Source organism: Flavobacterium sp. (genome assembly GCF_017985075.1).
Classification (GTDB): domain Bacteria; phylum Bacteroidota; class Bacteroidia; order Flavobacteriales; family Flavobacteriaceae; genus Flavobacterium.
This window is the reverse complement of record NZ_JAGNYF010000016.1, coordinates 1-19122: the sequence shown is the minus strand read 5'-3', so window position 1 is coordinate 19122 and position 19122 is coordinate 1. Positions and strand designations below refer to the sequence as shown.

Genomic DNA, 19122 nt, shown 5'->3' with positions numbered 1-19122 from the left:
TATTTTACATACCACAATATGAACGATAATTTTATAAACGAATTTTTTGGAATAGGCATACAAAACGGAAAAACACCTGAAAACTTAGGAATGCTTTGGCGTTCGGCTCAGAATTTTGGTGCGAGTTTTATTTTCACTATTGGAAAACGGTATGCTAAACAAGCTTGCGATACACACAACGCAGTAAAAGCAATTCCTTATTTTCATTATGATACTTTTGAAGCATTTTACGAAAACTTACCTAAAGGCGCAAGATTAGTTGGCGTTGAACTAGATGATGCCGCAGTAGATTTAGAAACCTTTCATCATCCACAACGATGTGTATACTTATTAGGCGCAGAAGATCACGGAATGACGAAAAAAGCTATGGAAAAATGCCACCATTTAGTAAAATTTAAATCTGAAAAAAGTTTAAATGTTTCTGTTGCTGGAAGTATAATATTATACGACAGAGGCCTGAATAAACCCAGAATTTAATACTTATTCTAAAATTTCAATTCGGATGGCTCTTAAAAAATCTTCACCAGCTGGTAAATGATTTATTCCTTCTTTTTCTTCTAAATTTCCGTTATGATTTAAACCGTCTGCTAAACCACACCAAGGCTCAATACATAAAAATGGAGCATTTTGTTTGGTCCAAATTCCTAAATATGGAAAATGATCGTAATTTACTTTTAAAATCGATTTGTCTTTATTTTTTAAAATAACTTCATTTGATTTTAACGATTTAAAAACTAACGCATCTTTTTCGAATAAAGCGTAATTTAAAGTTATAGTGTTGTTTTTTGTATCGACCAAAGTTGTTTTTCCATTAAAACTTTCATTTTCTAAATGGTGCGTTTCAAAAGTATCTGCTGAATTAAATTCTAATGAATAATTTTCAAATTTATCTGAAATTGCAAAGGCAGGATGTGCTCCAATAGAAAAAGGAAGTACTTCATCCGATTGATTTCGTACAAAATATTCAATAACTAATTCGTTTTCCATTAAAGTGTATGCCATTAAAAACTTAAAACTAAAAGGATAAATTGCTTTTGTTTCTTCGGTTTCATTAAGTTCAAAAATAACTTGAGAATCGCTTTTTTTATCGAATGAAAATTCCATATTTCTGGCAAATCCGTGTCGTGGTAATTGATACGTTTTTTCATTAAATGAATAGCTATCATTTTTCAAACGACCAACAATAGGGAACAATACCGGTGAGGTTTTATCCCAATACGTTTCATCGATATTCCAGATGTAATTTTTATTGTTTTTAACTAATGAAATTAATTCGGCACCTAGTGTATTTATGGTTGCTGTAAGTTGTGAGTTTGTAATTGTAATTATCATTTTTTAAATTCTTTTTTTAATAATCCATAATGTACTGAATCTATAAATTCATTATTCCAGAAAAAATTCTCCACAAAATGCGCTTCTTTTCTGAAACCATTTTTTAATAATACTTTTTCTGAAGCGGTATTATTTGGATCAATAACTGCTTCAACAGTGTGAAATCCGGCAGTAATAAAGGCATAATTCAGCATAGCTTTTACAGCTTCAGACACATATCCTTTTCCATCATATTCTGGTAAAATCATATATCCAATCTCGGTACGATAATTTTCTGGTTGTACTCTATAAAACCCCATAAAGCCAATTAGTTCATCTGAATTTTTTAAGCAAACACCCCAATTAATATCGGTATTTTCATCAATTTTAGAGTTCATCATTTGAATCATCGCCAAAGCCTCACCTTCATTTTGTAGAATTGGTCGTGGTACAAATCTCATTCTTTCTGGGCTACTTCTTATTTTATAAACTTCTGGAGCATCTGAGTCTTTAAGTCTTCTTAAAACCAATCGTTCAGATTCCAAAATTGGAAAGGGTTGAAAATTTATGGCAAGCATATTTTTTAATTTTGATAAATATTGTATTTTATTTAACCGCAAAGTTCGCAAAGATTTTCGCAAAGTTCGCAGGTTTTTATTGATTTCTAAAATTTTAATAATTTCTACAATCTGTGTTTCAACTATTAATTTTTGATATTGAAACGTCTTGACTTTTACTAAAAAACAATATCATACAAACAGCACCAATTGTGGCTAAAAGCATATCGGATTGTGTGTCCCAAATGTAACCTTGCGTACCTAAAAAAGCATCGCCTCCTTCTCCTGTAGAAATGGAAACCCACCACTCTATCCATTCATAAGCGGCGCTAATTGCCAAACAAATAGAAACAATAATAAAATTGAAATAAGAAGCATTAGCAACTACTTTTTTTCGAATAAACAATTCTCGGATAATCATCGCAGGGACGAAACCTTGTGCGAAATGTCCAATTTTGTCGTAATTATTTCTGGATTGCTCAAATGTTTCTTTTATCCATTCAAATAATGGTACCTCAGCGTAGGTATAATGTCCTCCAATAAATAAAACAATACAATGTATAAGTATAAAAAAGTAAGTAAAATTTGTGAATGAAAATTTTTTATGGGTTAGAACTAAAATTACAAAACCAACAATTGCTGGAATTACTTCTAAAAACCAAGTGAAATATTCTTTAGGTTGAATAGCTGAAAGCAGTAATCCAATAAAGAATAAAACGATGTATATTTTAAGTATATTGTTTTTATACATAAGTGATGTTTTTAAAACACTGATTGTAGAAATTTCTTAAATTTTAATAATTTCATTAATCTGTGTTGTAACTTTTGATTTATTTTTAACCGCAAAGTTCGCAAAGATTTTCGCAATGGACGCTAAAGATTTATTAATTTCTAAATTTTAATAATTTCTATTATCTGTGTTGTAACTATTTATTTTTGGGTTTAATTAATAATTCTACTTCTTTTTCTCTTCTAATATCCTCTAAAATCCAATTCAATTCTGGATCGATGTTGTTTTTTCTATCTTCTAAAATAGGCAAAATTTCTTTATCTGGAAAAACACCTCTTCCTTCAATATTTGTTTTACCCGCGGCACTTACCAAAGCTAAACCTATTCGTAAATTCACTTTACTATTTGGTAATTGCACCAAAGGCATTTGAGCAGCAACCGTTCCGTTATAAGCACCTCCAGTTTCTTCACCAACAAAGAAAGCACGTTGATTTGACTTTAAATTTGAAGAAATAATACTTGATGCAGAAAAACTACCACCATTAATTAACACATAAATTTTCCCTTTAAAATTATTCGGTTTTGGGTTACGTTGTTTAGAAAATCGATTACTTAAATAGGTAACATTTTCTTGTTTTCTTGTTTTCAAATAAAATAAAGGATAAAAAATAGGCGCGCCTAAAATCTTAAAAAACTTAGTAACATAACCACTTCCTTTAAAATAATTCATATGCAAAAAACTGGTTTTTGATACCACTTCATAATCATCAATAAAGACAAAAGGTTGAGAAACTAAATAACTATATAAATCAGCAATTTCATTCAATCTTCCACCACCATTATTACGTAAATCAATAATTAAATTTTTAGTATTTGCTGCAGATAATATGTTAAAAGTATCTTCATAAAAATCGTGATAATTTCCATTTGAAAACTCTTTAATCGACATTATTGCTGTGATACTATCTTTATCCATAAATTTTAATTCTCTGGTAAATGTTTTAGTATAACTATTGAAACCGTATTTACTATTAAATTTGGCTTTTTCTTTTCTTTCTTTTTTTGATAATTTCGGCTTCTTTTGATTTGAATTTGAACCGAATGTGTCTCGTTTCACAACAAAAAGAGAATCCTTTCCTTCAAGTTTTAAGAGTAAATGTAAACTATCTTGTACTTTTCCTTTATCTAAATTAAAAAACGCACCGAAATATTTTCCTAAATATCTATTAATAAAGGTTGTATTAAAACCGTCCGAAGCTATTCTTTTAGAAAATAATGAAATTAAATCGGATGGTTTTTCAGAATTTATGGAAACAACTTCAGTATTCGCTAAAATAGAATGACGCGAGCGATTTTTTGAAATTATTAATTTGTTGTCGATATATTCAAAATCAAATTGTGAAAAAGGTGATTTTCCTTTTTTATTTAGTGCTTTTGCTTCTTTTTTGGTAAACTTTGGTAAACTTGGTGAAACGCTTAAATGCCCTTGTCCAACATTTTTAACCACTTGGCTCAATTCTTTATAGAAAGCCAAACTAGTCATAGGTTGTTGAATAGATTTTTTTAAGCTATCAAACTTATAATCTAATTTTTCCTTAGAAATGTACCAATACAGTTTTGGATGTAATTGTTTGAGTTTTTTATACGAATAATCAACGTCTTTTTGAAGCTGAGCTACTGCAATAGGTTGTGTTAATTGCTGATTAAATTTCTTGGTAGATTGACAAGAAAATAGAAATAGCGTACCGATAAGTATTATAAAGTTCTTCATAAATTTGGGGTTTTATAATGAAAAACAAATCTAACTAAAAAAAACATCATATCCATAACGAAAAATCATTATGACTACAACAAATAAAAATAATTTTCGGATAAACTGATTGCCTTTTAAAATAGCCATTCTGGTTCCAATTATACTTCCTGATATATTGGAAATCGCCATAATAATTGCAATTTCTAAAATATAATTTCCTTGCGATAGGAAAACGTAAAGTGCGGAAATATTTGTGATGCAATTAATTATTTTCGCATACGCAGATGCTTCTAAAAATTCAAATCCCAAAAGTGCTACAAATCCTAAAACCAAGAAACTTCCTGTTCCTGGACCTAAAAAACCATCATAAAAACCAATAATAATACCCAGTAAAAATCCAAATAAATACTTTTTTTTATCGGATAATACTTTTGTAGCAAACGAACCAAAATCTTTCTTTTTAAATGTATAAATAGCAATTGCAATTAGCATAAAAAAGATAAAAGGTTTCAGAATATTCACATCGATTCGACTTACTAATTTGGCACCAATAAAAGAAAAAATAAAAGAGCTAAAAGCAGTAATGAATAATAATTTCCAATTAAATTTTACTCGTTTTGCATATTGAACCGCGGCTATTGAAGTGCCTGAAAGTCCAGCAATTTTATTCGTTCCAAAAGCAGTTGGCACTGTTGAATTTGGAAATAAAATCATAAAAGTTGGAAACTGAATTAATCCGCCACCACCAACGATAGCGTCAATAAACCCAGCGAAAAGCGAGGCAAAAGCGATAATTATTAAAATAGAAATGTCGTGCTGGGCAAAAAGTTCTAGTAAATTCATACAATGCTAAAAAAAGAAACCGACTTATTAATGTAGTCGGTTTTGTGAAATTTGTGTGCTATTTTTTCTTCAAAATTAAAGCACTAATTAAAGCAAAAATTGCTCCAATTGGAAACATCTCCATATATGTTAGTAAAATGACTCCAATTGGCGATTTATACATTTCTTTGTATTCTTCCAATTCTGCTTTTTTTGCTATCAATTCTTCTGGTGGAGTTTGCTTTAAAGCTAAATCACAATAATGTTCCATGAAATTTGGAAAGAAATTATAATAAATGATTAACCAAACTAAAACGTATATAGTAGAAGTAATAAAAACTATACCTAAACCGCATAAAAATGCTTTAGCAAATGTTATGGTGTCTTTATTTTCCTTTCTTAATTTTAAAATACCTAAAACAATGAAAGTGTAGGCTAAAATCATGGTAAACATACCAATAAACATCCCGGCCGTTTCTTCAGGATTTAATTTCATATATATAGTTATTAAAGTCATAACTATTGAAGCTGCAATACCTCCTAAAACTCCATACTTAAAAATAATCTTGTTCATCGTATTCATTTTTTTTTCAAAAATAAGACATTTTTCGTTTATATCAAACGTTCTAAAACACCTTTTCGTTTTACAATATTTTTATAATCCCATTGAATCCGTTTTGATTTTTGTATCCAACGAATTATATTTTCTTTATTAATTTGGTTACTATTCGTGAATGTAATAGCGGCGTCTTTAAATTTTCCAGTTCCTATTTTAAGCTCTTTTTCTTCAAAACTCGCACCACTCCAAAATAGCAATCGGATACCTGCTTTTAATTTACTGAAACCCAATATGGGATTTCCATCCAAAAACCAAACTGGATGTGCGTGCCAGATTTTATTTTCTGCCTCGGGAAAATTTTCCATGATAATTTCAGACAATAAATTACAAATTAGATAATTTTCTTCGGTTTGAGAAGCGTTATATTTTTGAATATCTGGATGCATAATTGTTAGATAAATAAAAGTTACTCTTTTACTACTTTTTCCATTTTAAAAACATAATTAAATTCATGAAGTTGAAAATACATTATACCGTCTATTTCTTTATAAAATATTCCAAGAATTGTATAATTATTTTTCTTTGAACCTATACTTATTCGTTGAGTTTTCTCATTCAAAATCCATGATGCGCTTGAAAGTCCTTTGGCAAACTCATGAGATGCTCTTGATTTGTTTGATGTAACAAATTGAAATTTATTATCGTTTGTAAATGTAAATTCAGAATTAAGAAAAATATCTGAAAACATTTTTTTTATCGCTTCAGTCTCTTTAGAATCACTAATTTCCTTAACTTTCCAAGTTCCAATAAAATCTTGAGAAAATGTATAATTAAAAAACAAAAATGATAGCACAAGTATTAGTTGTCTCATGAAGAATTATTTTAAAAATTAAACATCAAATATACTATTTTATCAATAATTAGAATAAAAAAGTCTAGTTATCTTTCGACGACTAGACTTAAAAATTCTGTTTTTAAAATTTAATTATTACTGATTTCTAAAAACCAATTGGTTATCGAAACTATCTAATAAAACTACGGAATCCGTTTTAATATTTCCTGCTAAAATTTCTTTAGATAGTTTATTCAAAACTTCTCGCTGAATGACTCTTTTTACTGGTCTTGCCCCAAATTCAGGTTCATACCCTTTTTTAGATAAATAATCAATTGCTTCATGTGTTGCCGACATGGAAATATGCTGTTGTTCTAACATTTTAAACACCGATTTTAATTGTAATCCAACTATTTGTTTGATGTTTTCATTTGTTAATGGTGTAAATAGTACAATATCATCTATTCTGTTAATAAATTCAGGACGAACCGTTTGTTTTAACAAGGCTAAAACTTCCACTTTTGCTGTTTCCATAGCAGCATCAATACTTCCTTTTAAATTCTCAAATTTCTCTTGAATAATATGACTTCCCATATTTGACGTCATAATAATAATAGTATTTTTAAAATCAGCCAAACGTCCTTTATTGTCTGTTAATCGTCCTTCGTCTAAAACTTGTAACAATATATTAAACGTGTCTGGATGTGCTTTTTCTATTTCATCTAACAAAATCACCGAATACGGCTTACGTCTTACGGCCTCAGTTAATTGTCCGCCTTCATCATAACCTACATAACCTGGAGGCGCACCAACTAAACGGCTTACACTATGACGTTCCTGATATTCACTCATATCTATTCGAGTCAACGCATTTTCATCATCAAACAAATAATCAGCTAACGCTTTTGCTAATTCTGTTTTACCTACTCCAGTTGTACCCAAAAAAAGAAAGGTACCTAACGGTTTTTTCATATCTTGTAAACCCGCACGACTTCTTCTTACCGCATCAGAAATAGCTTCAATAGCTTCCTCTTGTCCTACTACTCTTTTGTGCAATTCATCTTCTAAATTTAGCAATTTTTCACGCTCACTTTGTAGCATTTTTGTTACTGGTATTCCCGTCCATTTGGCTACAACCTCAGCAATATCTTCTTGAGTAACTTCTTCTTTAATAAGCGATTTTTCACTTTGATTTTCGAGCAATTCAATTTGTAACTCGTCTAATTTCTTTTGTGCTTCAACAATTTTACCATATCTAAGTTCGGCAACTTTTCCGTATTCTGCATCACGTTCCGCGCGTTCTGCTTCAATTTTGAAATCTTCAATTTGTTGTTTATAACCTTGAATGGCATCTACAACATCTTTTTCCGATTTCCATTTGGCATAAATTTCATTACGTTGTTCTTTTAGTTCTGACAAATCAATATTTAAAATCTTTAATTTCGATTCGTCTTTTTCTCGTTTTATGGCTTCAATTTCAATTTCTAATTGCATAATTTTTCTATCCAAAACATCTAATTCTTCAGGTTTTGAATTAATTTCCATTCTTAATTTTGAAGCCGCTTCATCCATTAAATCAATTGCTTTATCTGGTAAAAATCGATTCGTAATATAACGTTGTGAAAGTTCAACAGCAGCAATAATAGCATCATCTTTGATTCTAACTTTATGATGCGTTTCGTATTTTTCTTTGATTCCACGCAAAATAGAAATGGCACTTTCTGTATCAGGTTCGTCAACCATAATCTTTTGAAAACGTCGTTCAAGCGCCTTATCTTTTTCAAAATATTTTTGATATTCATCTAAAGTTGTAGCACCAATAGCACGTAATTCACCACGAGCTAAAGCGGGTTTTAATATATTTGCCGCATCCATAGCACCATCGCCTCCTCCTGCTCCTACAAGTGTATGAATTTCATCGATAAAAAGTATGATGTCGCCTTCCGCAGAAGTTACTTCTTTTACAACGGCTTTTAATCGTTCTTCAAATTCGCCTTTATATTTCGCACCCGCAATTAAGGCACCCATATCTAAAGAATAAACAATTTTATCTTTTAAATTTTCAGGTACATCACCATCCACTATTCTATGTGCTAATCCTTCTGCAATTGCTGTTTTACCTACACCTGGCTCACCAACTAACATCGGATTATTCTTTGTTCTTCGAGTTAAAATTTGTAAAACTCTTCTAATTTCTTCATCTCTACCTATTACAGGATCTAATTTTCCATTTTTAGCTAAATCATTTAAATTTTTACCGTATTTATTTAAAGCATTATACGTTTCCTCTGCTGATGAGGAAGTAACTCGTTCGCCTTTACGGAGTTCAGTAATAGCAGAAATCAAATCTTTTTCGGTAACACCTTGGTCTTTTAATAGTTGAGCGACTTTACTTTTCGATTTGAAAATGGCTAAAATGATATGTTCAAGAGATACGAAATCATCATTCATTTTTTTTGCCAAAGAAGTAGCTTCATTTAATGTAGAAGATGCTTCTCTGGAAAACATAACTTCTCCACCCGAAACTTTAGGAAATCCTTGAATGATTTGATCTAACATTTTTTGAAATACATCCATATTTACATTTACTTTTTTCAAAATAAATGGTGTAACAGATATGTCTACATCTAAAATGGCCTTGAAAATATGTTCATTCTCTAACTGTTGCTGTCCAAATCCAGTAGCAATTTGCTGCGCTACTTGTAATGCTTCTTGCGATTTTATGGTTAAGTTTTTTAAATTCATAGTATATATTTTTTAATCACTAATTAATTTTACTTTTGTAATTGTATCTTTGTTTAAACAAGGTCAATTTATATTCCATAGTCAAAACATTGACAAAATGTCATTAAAATAACACCTAAAATCATTAAAATCAGACAATTTGTCTTAAAAAATTAACAAATATGAGTTTTTTCAAAAATATCTTTAAAGAAAACGCAAACACTTCCAACGAAGAAATAAAAGAGACAGCCAAATTTTATACATTAGATAAAATGGAACAATTTGATGAAATAGATGAAATTTCTCAAACAAAACTGGTTGTCCTTTTCAAACACAGTACAAAATGCAGCATAAGTAGAATGGCATTAAAACAATTTGATGCCGAGTTTAATTATCCCGAAGAAAAAATAGATTGGTATTTATTAGATTTGTTAAATCACAGAGATTTATCTAATGAAATTGCAAGCAGGTATAACGTAATGCATCAATCGCCACAAATAATAGTGATCAGAAATGAAAAAGCTGTTTTTAATGCATCACACGACAGTATCTCTGCAGAAGACTTGAAACAATTTACTTAATTTAAAATAAAAAAAATCGCTTTTAAATTTTTAAAAGCGATTTTTTTATTCATTATTTATCTTCTAAATCTGTTGCCTGAAATTATAGATTTCAATTTTGCTTTTAAATCTTCCCCTGAATCATAAACCATTTGTTCGTTTGTTGGAAACGGCACCGCTCTTCTGTCAAAATATTGAAAATAATCTTGTTCACATGCTCGTTTATCTCCATTATAATTAGCATATATATAACTGAAAACAAATTCACTTGATAACGGGTAGGCATCAATTAATTGTTTCGTATATAAATCGTAAAATTCAACTTTAGCAGTGGTTTGCACAGATTTAAATTGGGTAAATTCATAAATGCTTGCTGAAATTGTTTTCATAACATCTACAACCATCGGTTTACCTTCAGAATCTTTAACTTGAACACCTTTGTCATCTAAAAGTGGTTTTGTTCCGTCTTTAATTTGTTTTTCTTTAACAAATTGTTTCTCTCTAACTTGTTCTGGTGAAATTTTAATTTCTCTGAAATTTACAACCAATGAAAAATCATAAAAAATATCGTTTTGTTTTTTATTATGATATACTGTCCATTTATCATTAATTCCGTATGTACTAAAATCCAATAAATCATCCTGTAAACGAGATGGAATAACCATATTTGTTTCGTTTTTAGTAGACACAAATACAAAATCAGTTCCTTTAAATTTCGCTTGATCCATTAAATCAAGAACATCTTTATAGTTAGGATTTAAATCATCTAAGTAAGCTAAGTCATCATACGCTTCACGAATGACTAATTTATTTTTAGAAGCAAGTAGTTTTTTCGCATTATTGTATAAATAAATAGACAAATCAGCTTTACTCGCAATTAATTCGTTAGAATAATCGTTAAAAGGAAAAATAGCGTTTCTGTTTTCTTTCAATAGCATTAAAGGTAAAACACCCCTTATTCTATCTTGTCGATTGTGTAATTGGTTATACAAATTATAGATTTTCTCTAAATTTGCTGGATTTTTTTCTTTTACCAATAATGATAAATTATTTAAATCACGTTCTTTGGCTTTGGCAAATGCTTCTTCCAAAAGATATACATAATCTTGATTTCCTTTGGCATTTTTATTTGTTCTTAAACCATCTAAAGCTCTTTCAATAGCGCCATCATAGTCGCCATTACTTAACATAGACTGCGTTTTTTTTACTCCACAGGAAAACAAAAACAAGGTTAGTAATAGTAAAATAATTCTTTTCATATATACACTTTTAGATTTGGGAAACAATAGCGTGCTTAATTTAAAATTTCAATTCAATAGCTGGAAGTAATTTGCTTGTTACTTCTCCAAAACCAATTCTAATTTGGTCATTTTGACAATATCCTCTAATAATTACCGTGTCGTTATCGTTTATAAATTTACGTTCTGAACCATCATTCATTTTAATTGGATTTTGTCCACCCCAAGACAATTCTAACATCGAACCGAAAGAATCTGGCGTTGGTCCTGATATCGTACCACTTCCCATCATATCTCCAGAATTCACTCTACAACCATTTATTGTATGATGTGCCAATTGTTGACTCATAGTCCAATACATGTATTTAAAATTAGAGTTTGACACTATCGTTTCAACAGCATTTTCTGGCTGAATGGCTACTTGTAAATTAATATCGTAAGCATGATTACCCGTTTGCTGTAAATAAGGTAATGGTGTTGGTTGTTGTTCTGGTGATGCACATTTAAACGGTTCCAAAGCATCTAAAGTAACAATCCATGGTGAGATTGATGATGCAAAGTTTTTTGCTAAAAAGGGACCTAATGGAACATATTCCCATTTTTGAATATCTCTTGCCGACCAGTCGTTAAACAAAACCATTCCAAAAATACATTCTTCTGCTTCAGCAACTGAAACGGGTTCACCCATTATATTGGCATCCGTAGTAATAAAAGCGGTTTCTAATTCAAAATCAACCAATCTTGAAGGCCCAAAAACAGGTTGAGTTTCTCCATTTGGTAACGTTTGTCCGTATGGTCTGTGAACTGGAATTCCACTTGGAACAATTGTAGAACTTCTTCCGTGATATCCTACTGGAATATGCAACCAGTTTGGTAATAATGCATTTTCTGGATCGCGAAACATTTTTCCTACATTAGTAGCGTGCTCTTTACTTGAATAAAAATCGGTGTAATCACCAATTTGAACAGGTAATAACATTTCAACATCATCTATTTTAAAAATAACAATATTTTTATGTGAATCGTTATCTCTTAATTTTGGATTGGTATCTAAAAATATATCCGATAATCTATTTCTTACTAAACGCCAAGTTTTCTTTCCGTCAGAAATAAAATCGTTAAGCGTATCTTGCATAAACATATCGTCAGTAAGATCTATACCTTCAAAATAGCCTAATTGTTGTAATGCTCCCATATCAATTGCATAATCACCTATCCTTGTTCCGATAGTTATAACATCTTCTTTAGTTATAAAAACTCCAAAAGGAATATTTTGAATTGGAAAATCACTATCTTTTTTAATATCTAACCAAGATTTTCTACTTGGGTCATTGGCAAAATTTGGCATATCTTTATGTACTATTTTTTGTTGATAATTGAGTAATCAAAATTAAACTATCCTTTCAATTTACCAAACATTTTTTGTATTTTTGACAAAATTTAAATTTATACTAAAAAATGCAACGCGACGAACTTATTTTTGACCTAATTTTAGACGAGCAAGACAGACAAATTCATGGAATAGAATTAATTGCTTCAGAAAACTTTGTAAGCGACCAAGTAATGGAAGCTGCTGGTTCATGTTTAACCAATAAATACGCGGAAGGATATCCTGGAAAAAGATACTATGGAGGTTGTGAAGTAGTAGATATTGTAGAACAAGTTGCTATTGATCGAGTAAAAGAATTATTTGGAGCTGAATATGCTAATGTACAACCACATTCTGGTTCACAGGCAAACACTGCAGTTTTTGCAGCTTGTTTAAAACCAGGAGATAAAATTTTAGGATTCGATTTGTCTCACGGTGGGCATTTAACGCATGGATCTCCCGTAAATTTTTCAGGTAAATTATATACCGCAAGTTTTTATGGTGTAGAAGAAGAAACTGGATTATTAAATTACGATAAAATTCAAGAAATAGCTACAAAAGAGCAACCTAAAATGATTATTGCAGGAGCATCGGCTTATTCTCGTGATATGGATTTTAAACGTTTCCGTGAAATTGCAGATTCAGTTGGAGCATTATTATTAGCTGATATTTCACATCCTTCTGGATTGATTGCAAAAGGCTTGTTAAATGATCCAATTCCTCACTGTCATATAGTAACAACAACTACACATAAGACTTTACGTGGTCCTCGTGGTGGATTAATTATGATGGGGAAAGATTTTGAAAACCCTTGGGGATTAACGACTCCAAAAGGCGATATTAGAATGATGAGCCATATATTAGATATGTCTGTTTTCCCTGGAAATCAAGGAGGCCCATTAATGCATATTATTGCCGCTAAAGCGGTTGCGTTTGGTGAAGCGTTAACAGATGAATTTTTCCGTTATGCGTTACAAATGCAAAAAAATGCAAAAGCTATGGCAGAAGCGTTCAACAAAAGAGGTTATAAATTAATTTCTGGTGGAACTGATAATCACATGATGTTGATTGATTTACGTAACAAAAATATTTCTGGTAAAGATGCTGAAAACGCATTGGTTAAAGCCGAAATTACAGTAAACAAAAACATGGTGCCGTTTGATGACAAATCGCCATTTGTAACTTCAGGAATTCGTGTTGGAACACCAGCAATTACAACTCGTGGATTAGTTGAAGAAGATATGGAAACCGTTGTTGCTTTAATCGACAAAGTATTAATGAATTACACTAATGAAGCTGTAATAGAAGAAGTAGCTGAAGAAGTTAACGAACTTATGGGCGAAAGAGCCATGTTTGTTTTTTAATTGACATATATAAAATAAAAAGGTATTATGTAGCAATCATAATGCCTTTTTTAAACATAATAAACCTGAAAACCTTCAACAATATGTCTATTTTACGATTGCAATTACCAACAGATCCTCGTTGGGCAAATATAGTAGAAGAAAACTTAGAAGATATTTTAAGTGACCATGCTTGGTGCGAACAAAAAGCAGCCACAAATGCCATAATGCTTATTATTAATAATGCTGAGAAAGAAGACTTGGTGACCGAAATGACTGCGATTTCTATTGAAGAAATGCAACATTTTCAAATGGTTCACGATATTATTAAGGCACGTGGTTACGAATTTTTAAGGGAACGAAAAGACGATTATGTAAACGAATTAGCCAAATTCATGAAGCAATCTTCTGACGGAAGTCGTGAGTGTGGTTTAATAGAACGTTTACTTTTTGCAGCTATGATTGAAGCCAGAAGTTGCGAACGATTTAAAGTACTTTCTGAAAATTTAAAAGACGAAGAATTAGCTCAGTTTTATAGAGATTTAATGGAAAGTGAAGCCGCTCATTATACAACTTTTATAAACTTAGCTAGAAAATATGCAGGAAATATCGATGTAGAAAAACGTTGGAAAGCATGGTTAACATACGAAGCGAGTGTAATAGCTAAATATGGTGAAGGCGTAACTGTACATGGCTAAAAGTAGAAAGTAGATAGAATCTTTAAAAAATAAATAAAATAAAATATAAAATAAAATGGCAGTAAAAAAATACGCATTTCTTTCGTTTTTATTTCTTTCATTAACCGTTCAAGGACAAGAAAGAAACTTACAAAACATTAAAAAACTAACATTTGGTGGTGATAATGCTGAGGCTTATTTTAGTCCGGATAGTAAAAACTTAACCATGCAAGTTACCAATACTCAATTTGGTGTACCATGCGATCAAATTTACTCGTTAGATTTGACGCAACCTATAACTGATTTTAACAATCTGAAATTAGTATCTACAGGAAAAGGAAGAACCACTTGTTCATATTATATGCCAGATGGAAAGCATATTATTTATGCCTCTACGCATGAAGCGAATGTAGCTTGCCCTGCCCCGCCGAAACCAAAAGACGGAAAATATCTTTGGGCAATTTATCCAGAATTTGAAATTTATATGGCAACTAAAGCGGGTGAGATTGTAAAAAAATTAACTGATTCTCCAGGTTATGATGCAGAAGCGGTGGTTTCTCCTGATGGAAAAAAAATAGCTTTCACAAGTATTCGTTCTGGTGATTTAGAAATTTACACTATGGATATCGACGGAAGTAACTTAAAACAAATTACGTTTGGTTTGGGTTATGATGGCGGATGTTTCTTTTCACACGACAGTAAAAAATTAGTCTTTCGTTCCTCTCGTCCTACCACTGAAAAAGATATTAAAGAATACAAAGACTTATTGGCAGAAAATTTAGTAATGCCAACTAACATGGAAATTTATACTTGTAATATTGATGGCTCAGATTTAAAGCAAATCACCAAATTAGGTAAAGCCAATTGGGCGCCCTTTTTTCATCCATCGGACAAAAAAATTATTTTTTCTTCCAATCATCACGCTACTAAAGGATATGATTTTCAATTATATATGATTAATATCGATGGTACGGGATTGAAACAAATTACCTATGAAAGTGAATTTAATGCGTTTCCACAATTTTCACCAGACGGAAAAAAATTAGTATTTTCAAGTAATCGCCAACAAGATAAAGCGCGTGAAACAAATGTATTTATAGCCGATTGGGTAGAGACAGATGAAGTTGAAAATGCAGATAATAAAAATTTAAAAAAACACATTTCGTATTTAGCTTCTGATGCTTTAGAAGGAAGACTTTCAGGAAGTAAAGCTGAGAAAATAGCAGCAAAATATATTGAAAGTGAATTTAAAAAATTAGGTTTACAACCTTACAATAAAACATTTTTGCAACCTTTTTCGTATCGATACAAAACCAATCCACATGCAGATTCAACAGTTGTAGGAGATTTATTAAATTCGAATAATGTAATTGCTTATTTAAATAATGGTGCAAACAAAACCATTGTAATAGGGGCACATTATGACCACTTAGGAAGAAACGAACATAATAATTCTACCAAACCTTTTTCAAAAGGTATGATTCATAATGGTGCAGACGACAATGCCTCTGGTGTTGCTGGTGTGTTAGATTTGGCTCGTATCTATGCGAAAAACAAGACAAAAGAAAAAGTGAATTTCATTTTTGCTTTGTTTTCTGGTGAAGAGGATGGATTAATTGGATCGAAACATATGGCTGAATCGATAAAAACACTGTATCCAAATGTAATCACAATGATTAATATGGATATGATTGGAAGATTAGACGATAAGAAAAGTCTGGTAGTTGGAGGAACCGGTACCTCTCCTATTTTCTCAGAATTAATTCAACGTAACAAACCTGCGGGATTTGGAGTTACAGAAGAAACTGGTGGAATTGGACCATCTGATCATACTTCTTTTTACTTAAAAGATATTCCTGTACTGTTTTTATTTACCGGAACACATGAAGATTATCACAAACCAAGTGATGATGAAGAAAAAATCAATTATTATGGCGTAACCAATATTGTAAATTATGTTTTTAGAATCGCAAATGAATTGGCCGATAAAGAAAACATTGAATTTACCAAAACCAAAATAAACAGCGAAAAGAAAATGGCAAAATACAAAGTAACTCTTGGAATTATGCCTGATTATGCTGAACATGGCGATGGGTTACACGTAGATGGTGTTACTGAAGACCGTCCAGCCATTAAAGCTGGAATTAAAGAAGGTGATATAATTACTAAAATTGGTGATTGCGAGGTAAAAGAAGTATATGGTTATATGGAATGCTTATCCAAAATTAATTCTGGTGAAACGAAAGAAGTTATATTTATTAGAGACGGAAAAACTAATAAGGTAAACGTAACGTTTTAATAAAAACTAAAAAATGACACACGAGCAAACCGCTATAAAAGCCACTTATTTTAGTATTATTGGCAACACCAGTTTAGCGTTAATTAAAGGATTGGCGGGCTTTTTCGGAAATTCGTATGCATTAGTTGCTGATGCTATAGAATCTACAACGGATATTTTTGCTTCGTTTTTAGTTTTATTTGGAATTAAATATTCAAACCGACCTGCAGATGAAAATCATCCTTACGGGCACGGAAGAGCCGAACCTTTAATTACTTTTCTTGTAGTTGGATTTTTAATTACATCAGCTACTATTATTGCCTATGAAAGCATTTTAAATATTGGTACGCCTCATGATTTACCAAAATCGTGGACACTAATCGTATTGGCATTAATTATTTTATGGAAAGAATACTCATTTCAAAAAGTAATGAAAAAGAGCATTATTACCAATAGTTCTTCTTTAAAAGCAGATGCTTGGCACCATAGAAGTGACGCGATTACTTCGGTTGCTGCTTTTATAGGAATTTCAATAGCATTGGTCTTAGGAAAAGGATACGAATCTGCTGATGATTGGGCGGCATTATTAGCTTCTTTTTTTATTCTTTATAATAGTTATATGATTTTCCGACCTGCACTTGGTGAAATTATGGACGAACATCGGTATGACGATTTAGTGGAAAACATTCGTGAAGAATCGTTAAAAGTAGATGGGATAATCGGGACAGAGAAATGTTTTATTAGAAAAGCAGGAATGAAATATCATGTGGACTTACACGCTATTGTAGATGCTACTATTTCTGTTAAAGAAGGACACGATTTGGCGCACAAACTAAAAGACACTTTAAGAAGTAAGATTTTAGAGTTAGGACATGTTCTAATTCACATTGAACCGAATGAATAATTAAAAAATGAAAAGTAAAATACTAAATTTTCTTCTTATCATTTTCTCACTCTTTGGTTATTTGGAATGGAGCGGAAATCAGCATATATTTTTATTTGAAGCAGAAATTGAAATTTTTTCTAAATTATTTACAAGCCCAATTTCAGTTATTCATCCATTTATAGTTTTTCCAATACTAGCTCAATTTATCTTACTATTTACCTTGTTCCAAAAAAAACCAAGTAAAAAATTAACTTATATTAGTATTTTTGGTTTAGGCATCCTATTTGTATTTATGCTTTTCATAGGAATAATTAGTTTAAACTACAAAATTGCACTTTCAACGATTCCATTTATATTAGTTTCATTAGTAACAATGCTACATCATAGAAAATTTAAAGAATAAAAAAACCTTCCAATTTCTGAAAGGTTTTGTTTTTATATAAAAGAATTTTTAATATTCAAATCGTATATCAAAATTACATATTGCGTCTGTATTGTCCTCCTACTTCAAACAAGGCGCTGGTAATTTGTCCTAACGAACATACCTTTGTAGCTTCCATTAATTTATCGAAAATATTTTCGTTACGAATAGCGGCATCTTGTAAATTACTCAAATGCTGATTTACGTGATCTAAATTCGATTTTTGAAGATTATTAAGCATGTCAATTTGATAGGCTTTCTCTTCTTCCGTTGCACGAATAACCTCAGCAGGAATAACCGTTGGAGAGCCTTTTGAACTTAAGAAGGTATTTACACCAATAATCGGAAATTCACCTGTATGTTTCAAGGTTTCATAATACAAACTTTCTTCTTGAATTTTAGAACGTTGATACATGGTTTCCATCGCACCCAATACACCTCCACGTTCTGTAATTCGGTCAAATTCTTGTAACACGGCATCTTCTACTAAATCGGTTAATTCTTCGATAATGAACGAACCTTGAATTGGATTTTCGTTTTTCGCCAAACCTAATTCTTTATTAATAATCAACTGAATTGCCATAGCTCTTCGCACAGATTCTTCTGTTGGAGTAGTAATGGCTTCGTCATACGCATTCGTATGTAAGGAATTACAATTGTCGTAAATCGCATACAAAGCTTGTAGTGTCGTACGAATATCATTAAAATCAATTTCTTGCGCATGTAACGAACGTCCTGAAGTTTGAATGTGGTATTTCAACATTTGTGCTCTTTCATTCGCTCCATATTTGTTTTTCATAGCTTTCGCCCAAATTTTTCGAGCTACACGACCAATAACTGCATATTCTGGATCCACTCCGTTAGAGAAAAAGAATGATAAATTCGGACCGAAATCATTGATGTTCATTCCGCGACTCAAATAGTATTCCACGTAAGTGAAACCATTAGCTAAAGTGAATGCCAATTGCGTAATTGGGTTCGCTCCTGCTTCAGCAATATGATATCCAGAAATAGAAACTGAATAAAAATTACGAACGTTTTCTTTAATGAAATAGTCTTGCA

The 19122-nt window shown here is 31.2% G+C and carries 19 protein-coding genes; 7 read left to right on the top strand and 12 right to left on the bottom strand.

The window, feature by feature from the left end; all coding sequences use genetic code 11:
• The first annotated feature begins 18 nt into the window (after positions 1–18).
• Positions 19–477: an RNA methyltransferase gene (locus KA468_RS05045; RefSeq protein WP_291241846.1), complete on the top strand. Its 459-nt coding sequence runs from the start codon at positions 19–21 to the stop codon at positions 475–477.
• Between the two features lie 3 nt (positions 478–480).
• Here KA468_RS05045 and KA468_RS05040 read toward each other — a convergent pair whose 3' ends face one another.
• The 9 genes from KA468_RS05040 to clpB all read right to left on the bottom strand — a co-directional run bounded on the left by KA468_RS05040 (position 481) and on the right by clpB (position 9309).
• A complete protein-coding gene (locus tag KA468_RS05040; protein ID WP_291241845.1) occupies positions 481–1332 on the bottom strand; it encodes an aldose 1-epimerase family protein in 852 nt (283 codons plus the stop codon).
• Positions 1329–1889: a GNAT family N-acetyltransferase gene (locus tag KA468_RS05035; protein ID WP_291241844.1), complete on the bottom strand. Its 561-nt coding sequence runs from the start codon at positions 1887–1889 to the stop codon at positions 1329–1331. Before KA468_RS05035 ends, KA468_RS05040 begins: the two co-directional genes overlap by 4 nt.
• Before the next feature lie 118 nt (positions 1890–2007).
• Complete coding sequence (locus KA468_RS05030) at positions 2008–2619, bottom strand: DUF2238 domain-containing protein (RefSeq protein WP_291241843.1); 612 nt, start codon at positions 2617–2619, stop codon at positions 2008–2010.
• A 175-nt stretch (positions 2620–2794) separates the two neighbouring features.
• Entirely contained in the window at positions 2795–4369 is a 1575-nt protein-coding gene (locus KA468_RS05025) for a S41 family peptidase (protein ID WP_291241842.1), read from the bottom strand.
• Between the two features lie 30 nt (positions 4370–4399).
• A complete protein-coding gene (locus KA468_RS05020; protein ID WP_291241841.1) occupies positions 4400–5194 on the bottom strand; it encodes a TSUP family transporter in 795 nt (264 codons plus the stop codon).
• A 58-nt stretch (positions 5195–5252) separates the two neighbouring features.
• Positions 5253–5747, bottom strand: a complete 495-nt coding sequence (locus KA468_RS05015; protein WP_291241840.1) for a DUF4199 domain-containing protein — start codon at positions 5745–5747, stop codon at positions 5253–5255.
• A 38-nt stretch (positions 5748–5785) separates the two neighbouring features.
• Positions 5786–6178 (bottom strand): DUF1801 domain-containing protein, encoded by a 393-nt coding sequence (locus tag KA468_RS05010; protein WP_291241839.1) that lies wholly within the window; start codon positions 6176–6178, stop codon positions 5786–5788.
• Between the two features lie 20 nt (positions 6179–6198).
• Positions 6199–6603 (bottom strand): lipocalin family protein, encoded by a 405-nt coding sequence (locus KA468_RS05005; RefSeq protein ID WP_291241838.1) that lies wholly within the window; start codon positions 6601–6603, stop codon positions 6199–6201.
• Positions 6604–6720: 117 nt separating this feature from the next.
• The gene (clpB, locus tag KA468_RS05000; RefSeq protein WP_291241837.1) at positions 6721–9309 is read right to left on the bottom strand and encodes an ATP-dependent chaperone ClpB; all 2589 of its coding nucleotides are present in this window, start codon (positions 9307–9309) and stop codon (positions 6721–6723) included.
• A 161-nt stretch (positions 9310–9470) separates the two neighbouring features.
• On the opposite strand from clpB, the gene ytxJ reads away from it, so the two are divergent.
• Positions 9471–9869 (top strand): bacillithiol system redox-active protein YtxJ, encoded by a 399-nt coding sequence (gene ytxJ / locus KA468_RS04995; protein WP_291241836.1) that lies wholly within the window; start codon positions 9471–9473, stop codon positions 9867–9869.
• 56 nt (positions 9870–9925) lie between these two features.
• Here the strand turns inward: ytxJ and KA468_RS04990 are convergent, their stop codons facing one another.
• Both KA468_RS04990 and fahA read right to left on the bottom strand, forming a co-directional pair.
• Positions 9926–11107, bottom strand: coding sequence for a hypothetical protein (locus KA468_RS04990; protein WP_291241835.1), 1182 nt, complete (start codon positions 11105–11107; stop codon positions 9926–9928).
• A gap of 40 nt (positions 11108–11147) precedes the next feature.
• A complete protein-coding gene (fahA, locus tag KA468_RS04985) occupies positions 11148–12434 on the bottom strand; it encodes a fumarylacetoacetase (RefSeq protein WP_291241834.1) in 1287 nt (428 codons plus the stop codon).
• Positions 12435–12544: 110 nt separating this feature from the next.
• Here fahA and glyA point away from each other — a divergent pair, with 110 nt between their 5' ends.
• The 5 genes from glyA (at position 12545) to KA468_RS04960 (ending at position 18042) form a co-directional block, all read left to right on the top strand.
• Positions 12545–13819, top strand: a complete 1275-nt coding sequence (glyA, locus tag KA468_RS04980) for a serine hydroxymethyltransferase (RefSeq protein WP_291241833.1) — start codon at positions 12545–12547, stop codon at positions 13817–13819.
• Between the two features lie 89 nt (positions 13820–13908).
• The gene (locus KA468_RS04975) at positions 13909–14496 is read left to right on the top strand and encodes a tRNA-(ms[2]io[6]A)-hydroxylase (RefSeq protein WP_291241869.1); all 588 of its coding nucleotides are present in this window, start codon (positions 13909–13911) and stop codon (positions 14494–14496) included.
• Positions 14497–14551: 55 nt separating this feature from the next.
• A complete protein-coding gene (locus KA468_RS04970) occupies positions 14552–16774 on the top strand; it encodes a M20/M25/M40 family metallo-hydrolase (RefSeq protein WP_291241832.1) in 2223 nt (740 codons plus the stop codon).
• 13 nt (positions 16775–16787) lie between these two features.
• Complete coding sequence (locus tag KA468_RS04965; protein ID WP_291241831.1) at positions 16788–17657, top strand: cation diffusion facilitator family transporter; 870 nt, start codon at positions 16788–16790, stop codon at positions 17655–17657.
• Between the two features lie 7 nt (positions 17658–17664).
• On the top strand, positions 17665–18042 hold the full coding sequence (locus KA468_RS04960; RefSeq protein WP_291241830.1) for a hypothetical protein: 378 nt from the start codon (positions 17665–17667) through the stop codon (positions 18040–18042).
• A 73-nt stretch (positions 18043–18115) separates the two neighbouring features.
• Here the strand turns inward: KA468_RS04960 and KA468_RS04955 are convergent.
• The coding region (locus KA468_RS04955; RefSeq protein WP_291241829.1) for a methylmalonyl-CoA mutase family protein at positions 18116–19122 on the bottom strand (1007 nt) is incomplete at its 5' end.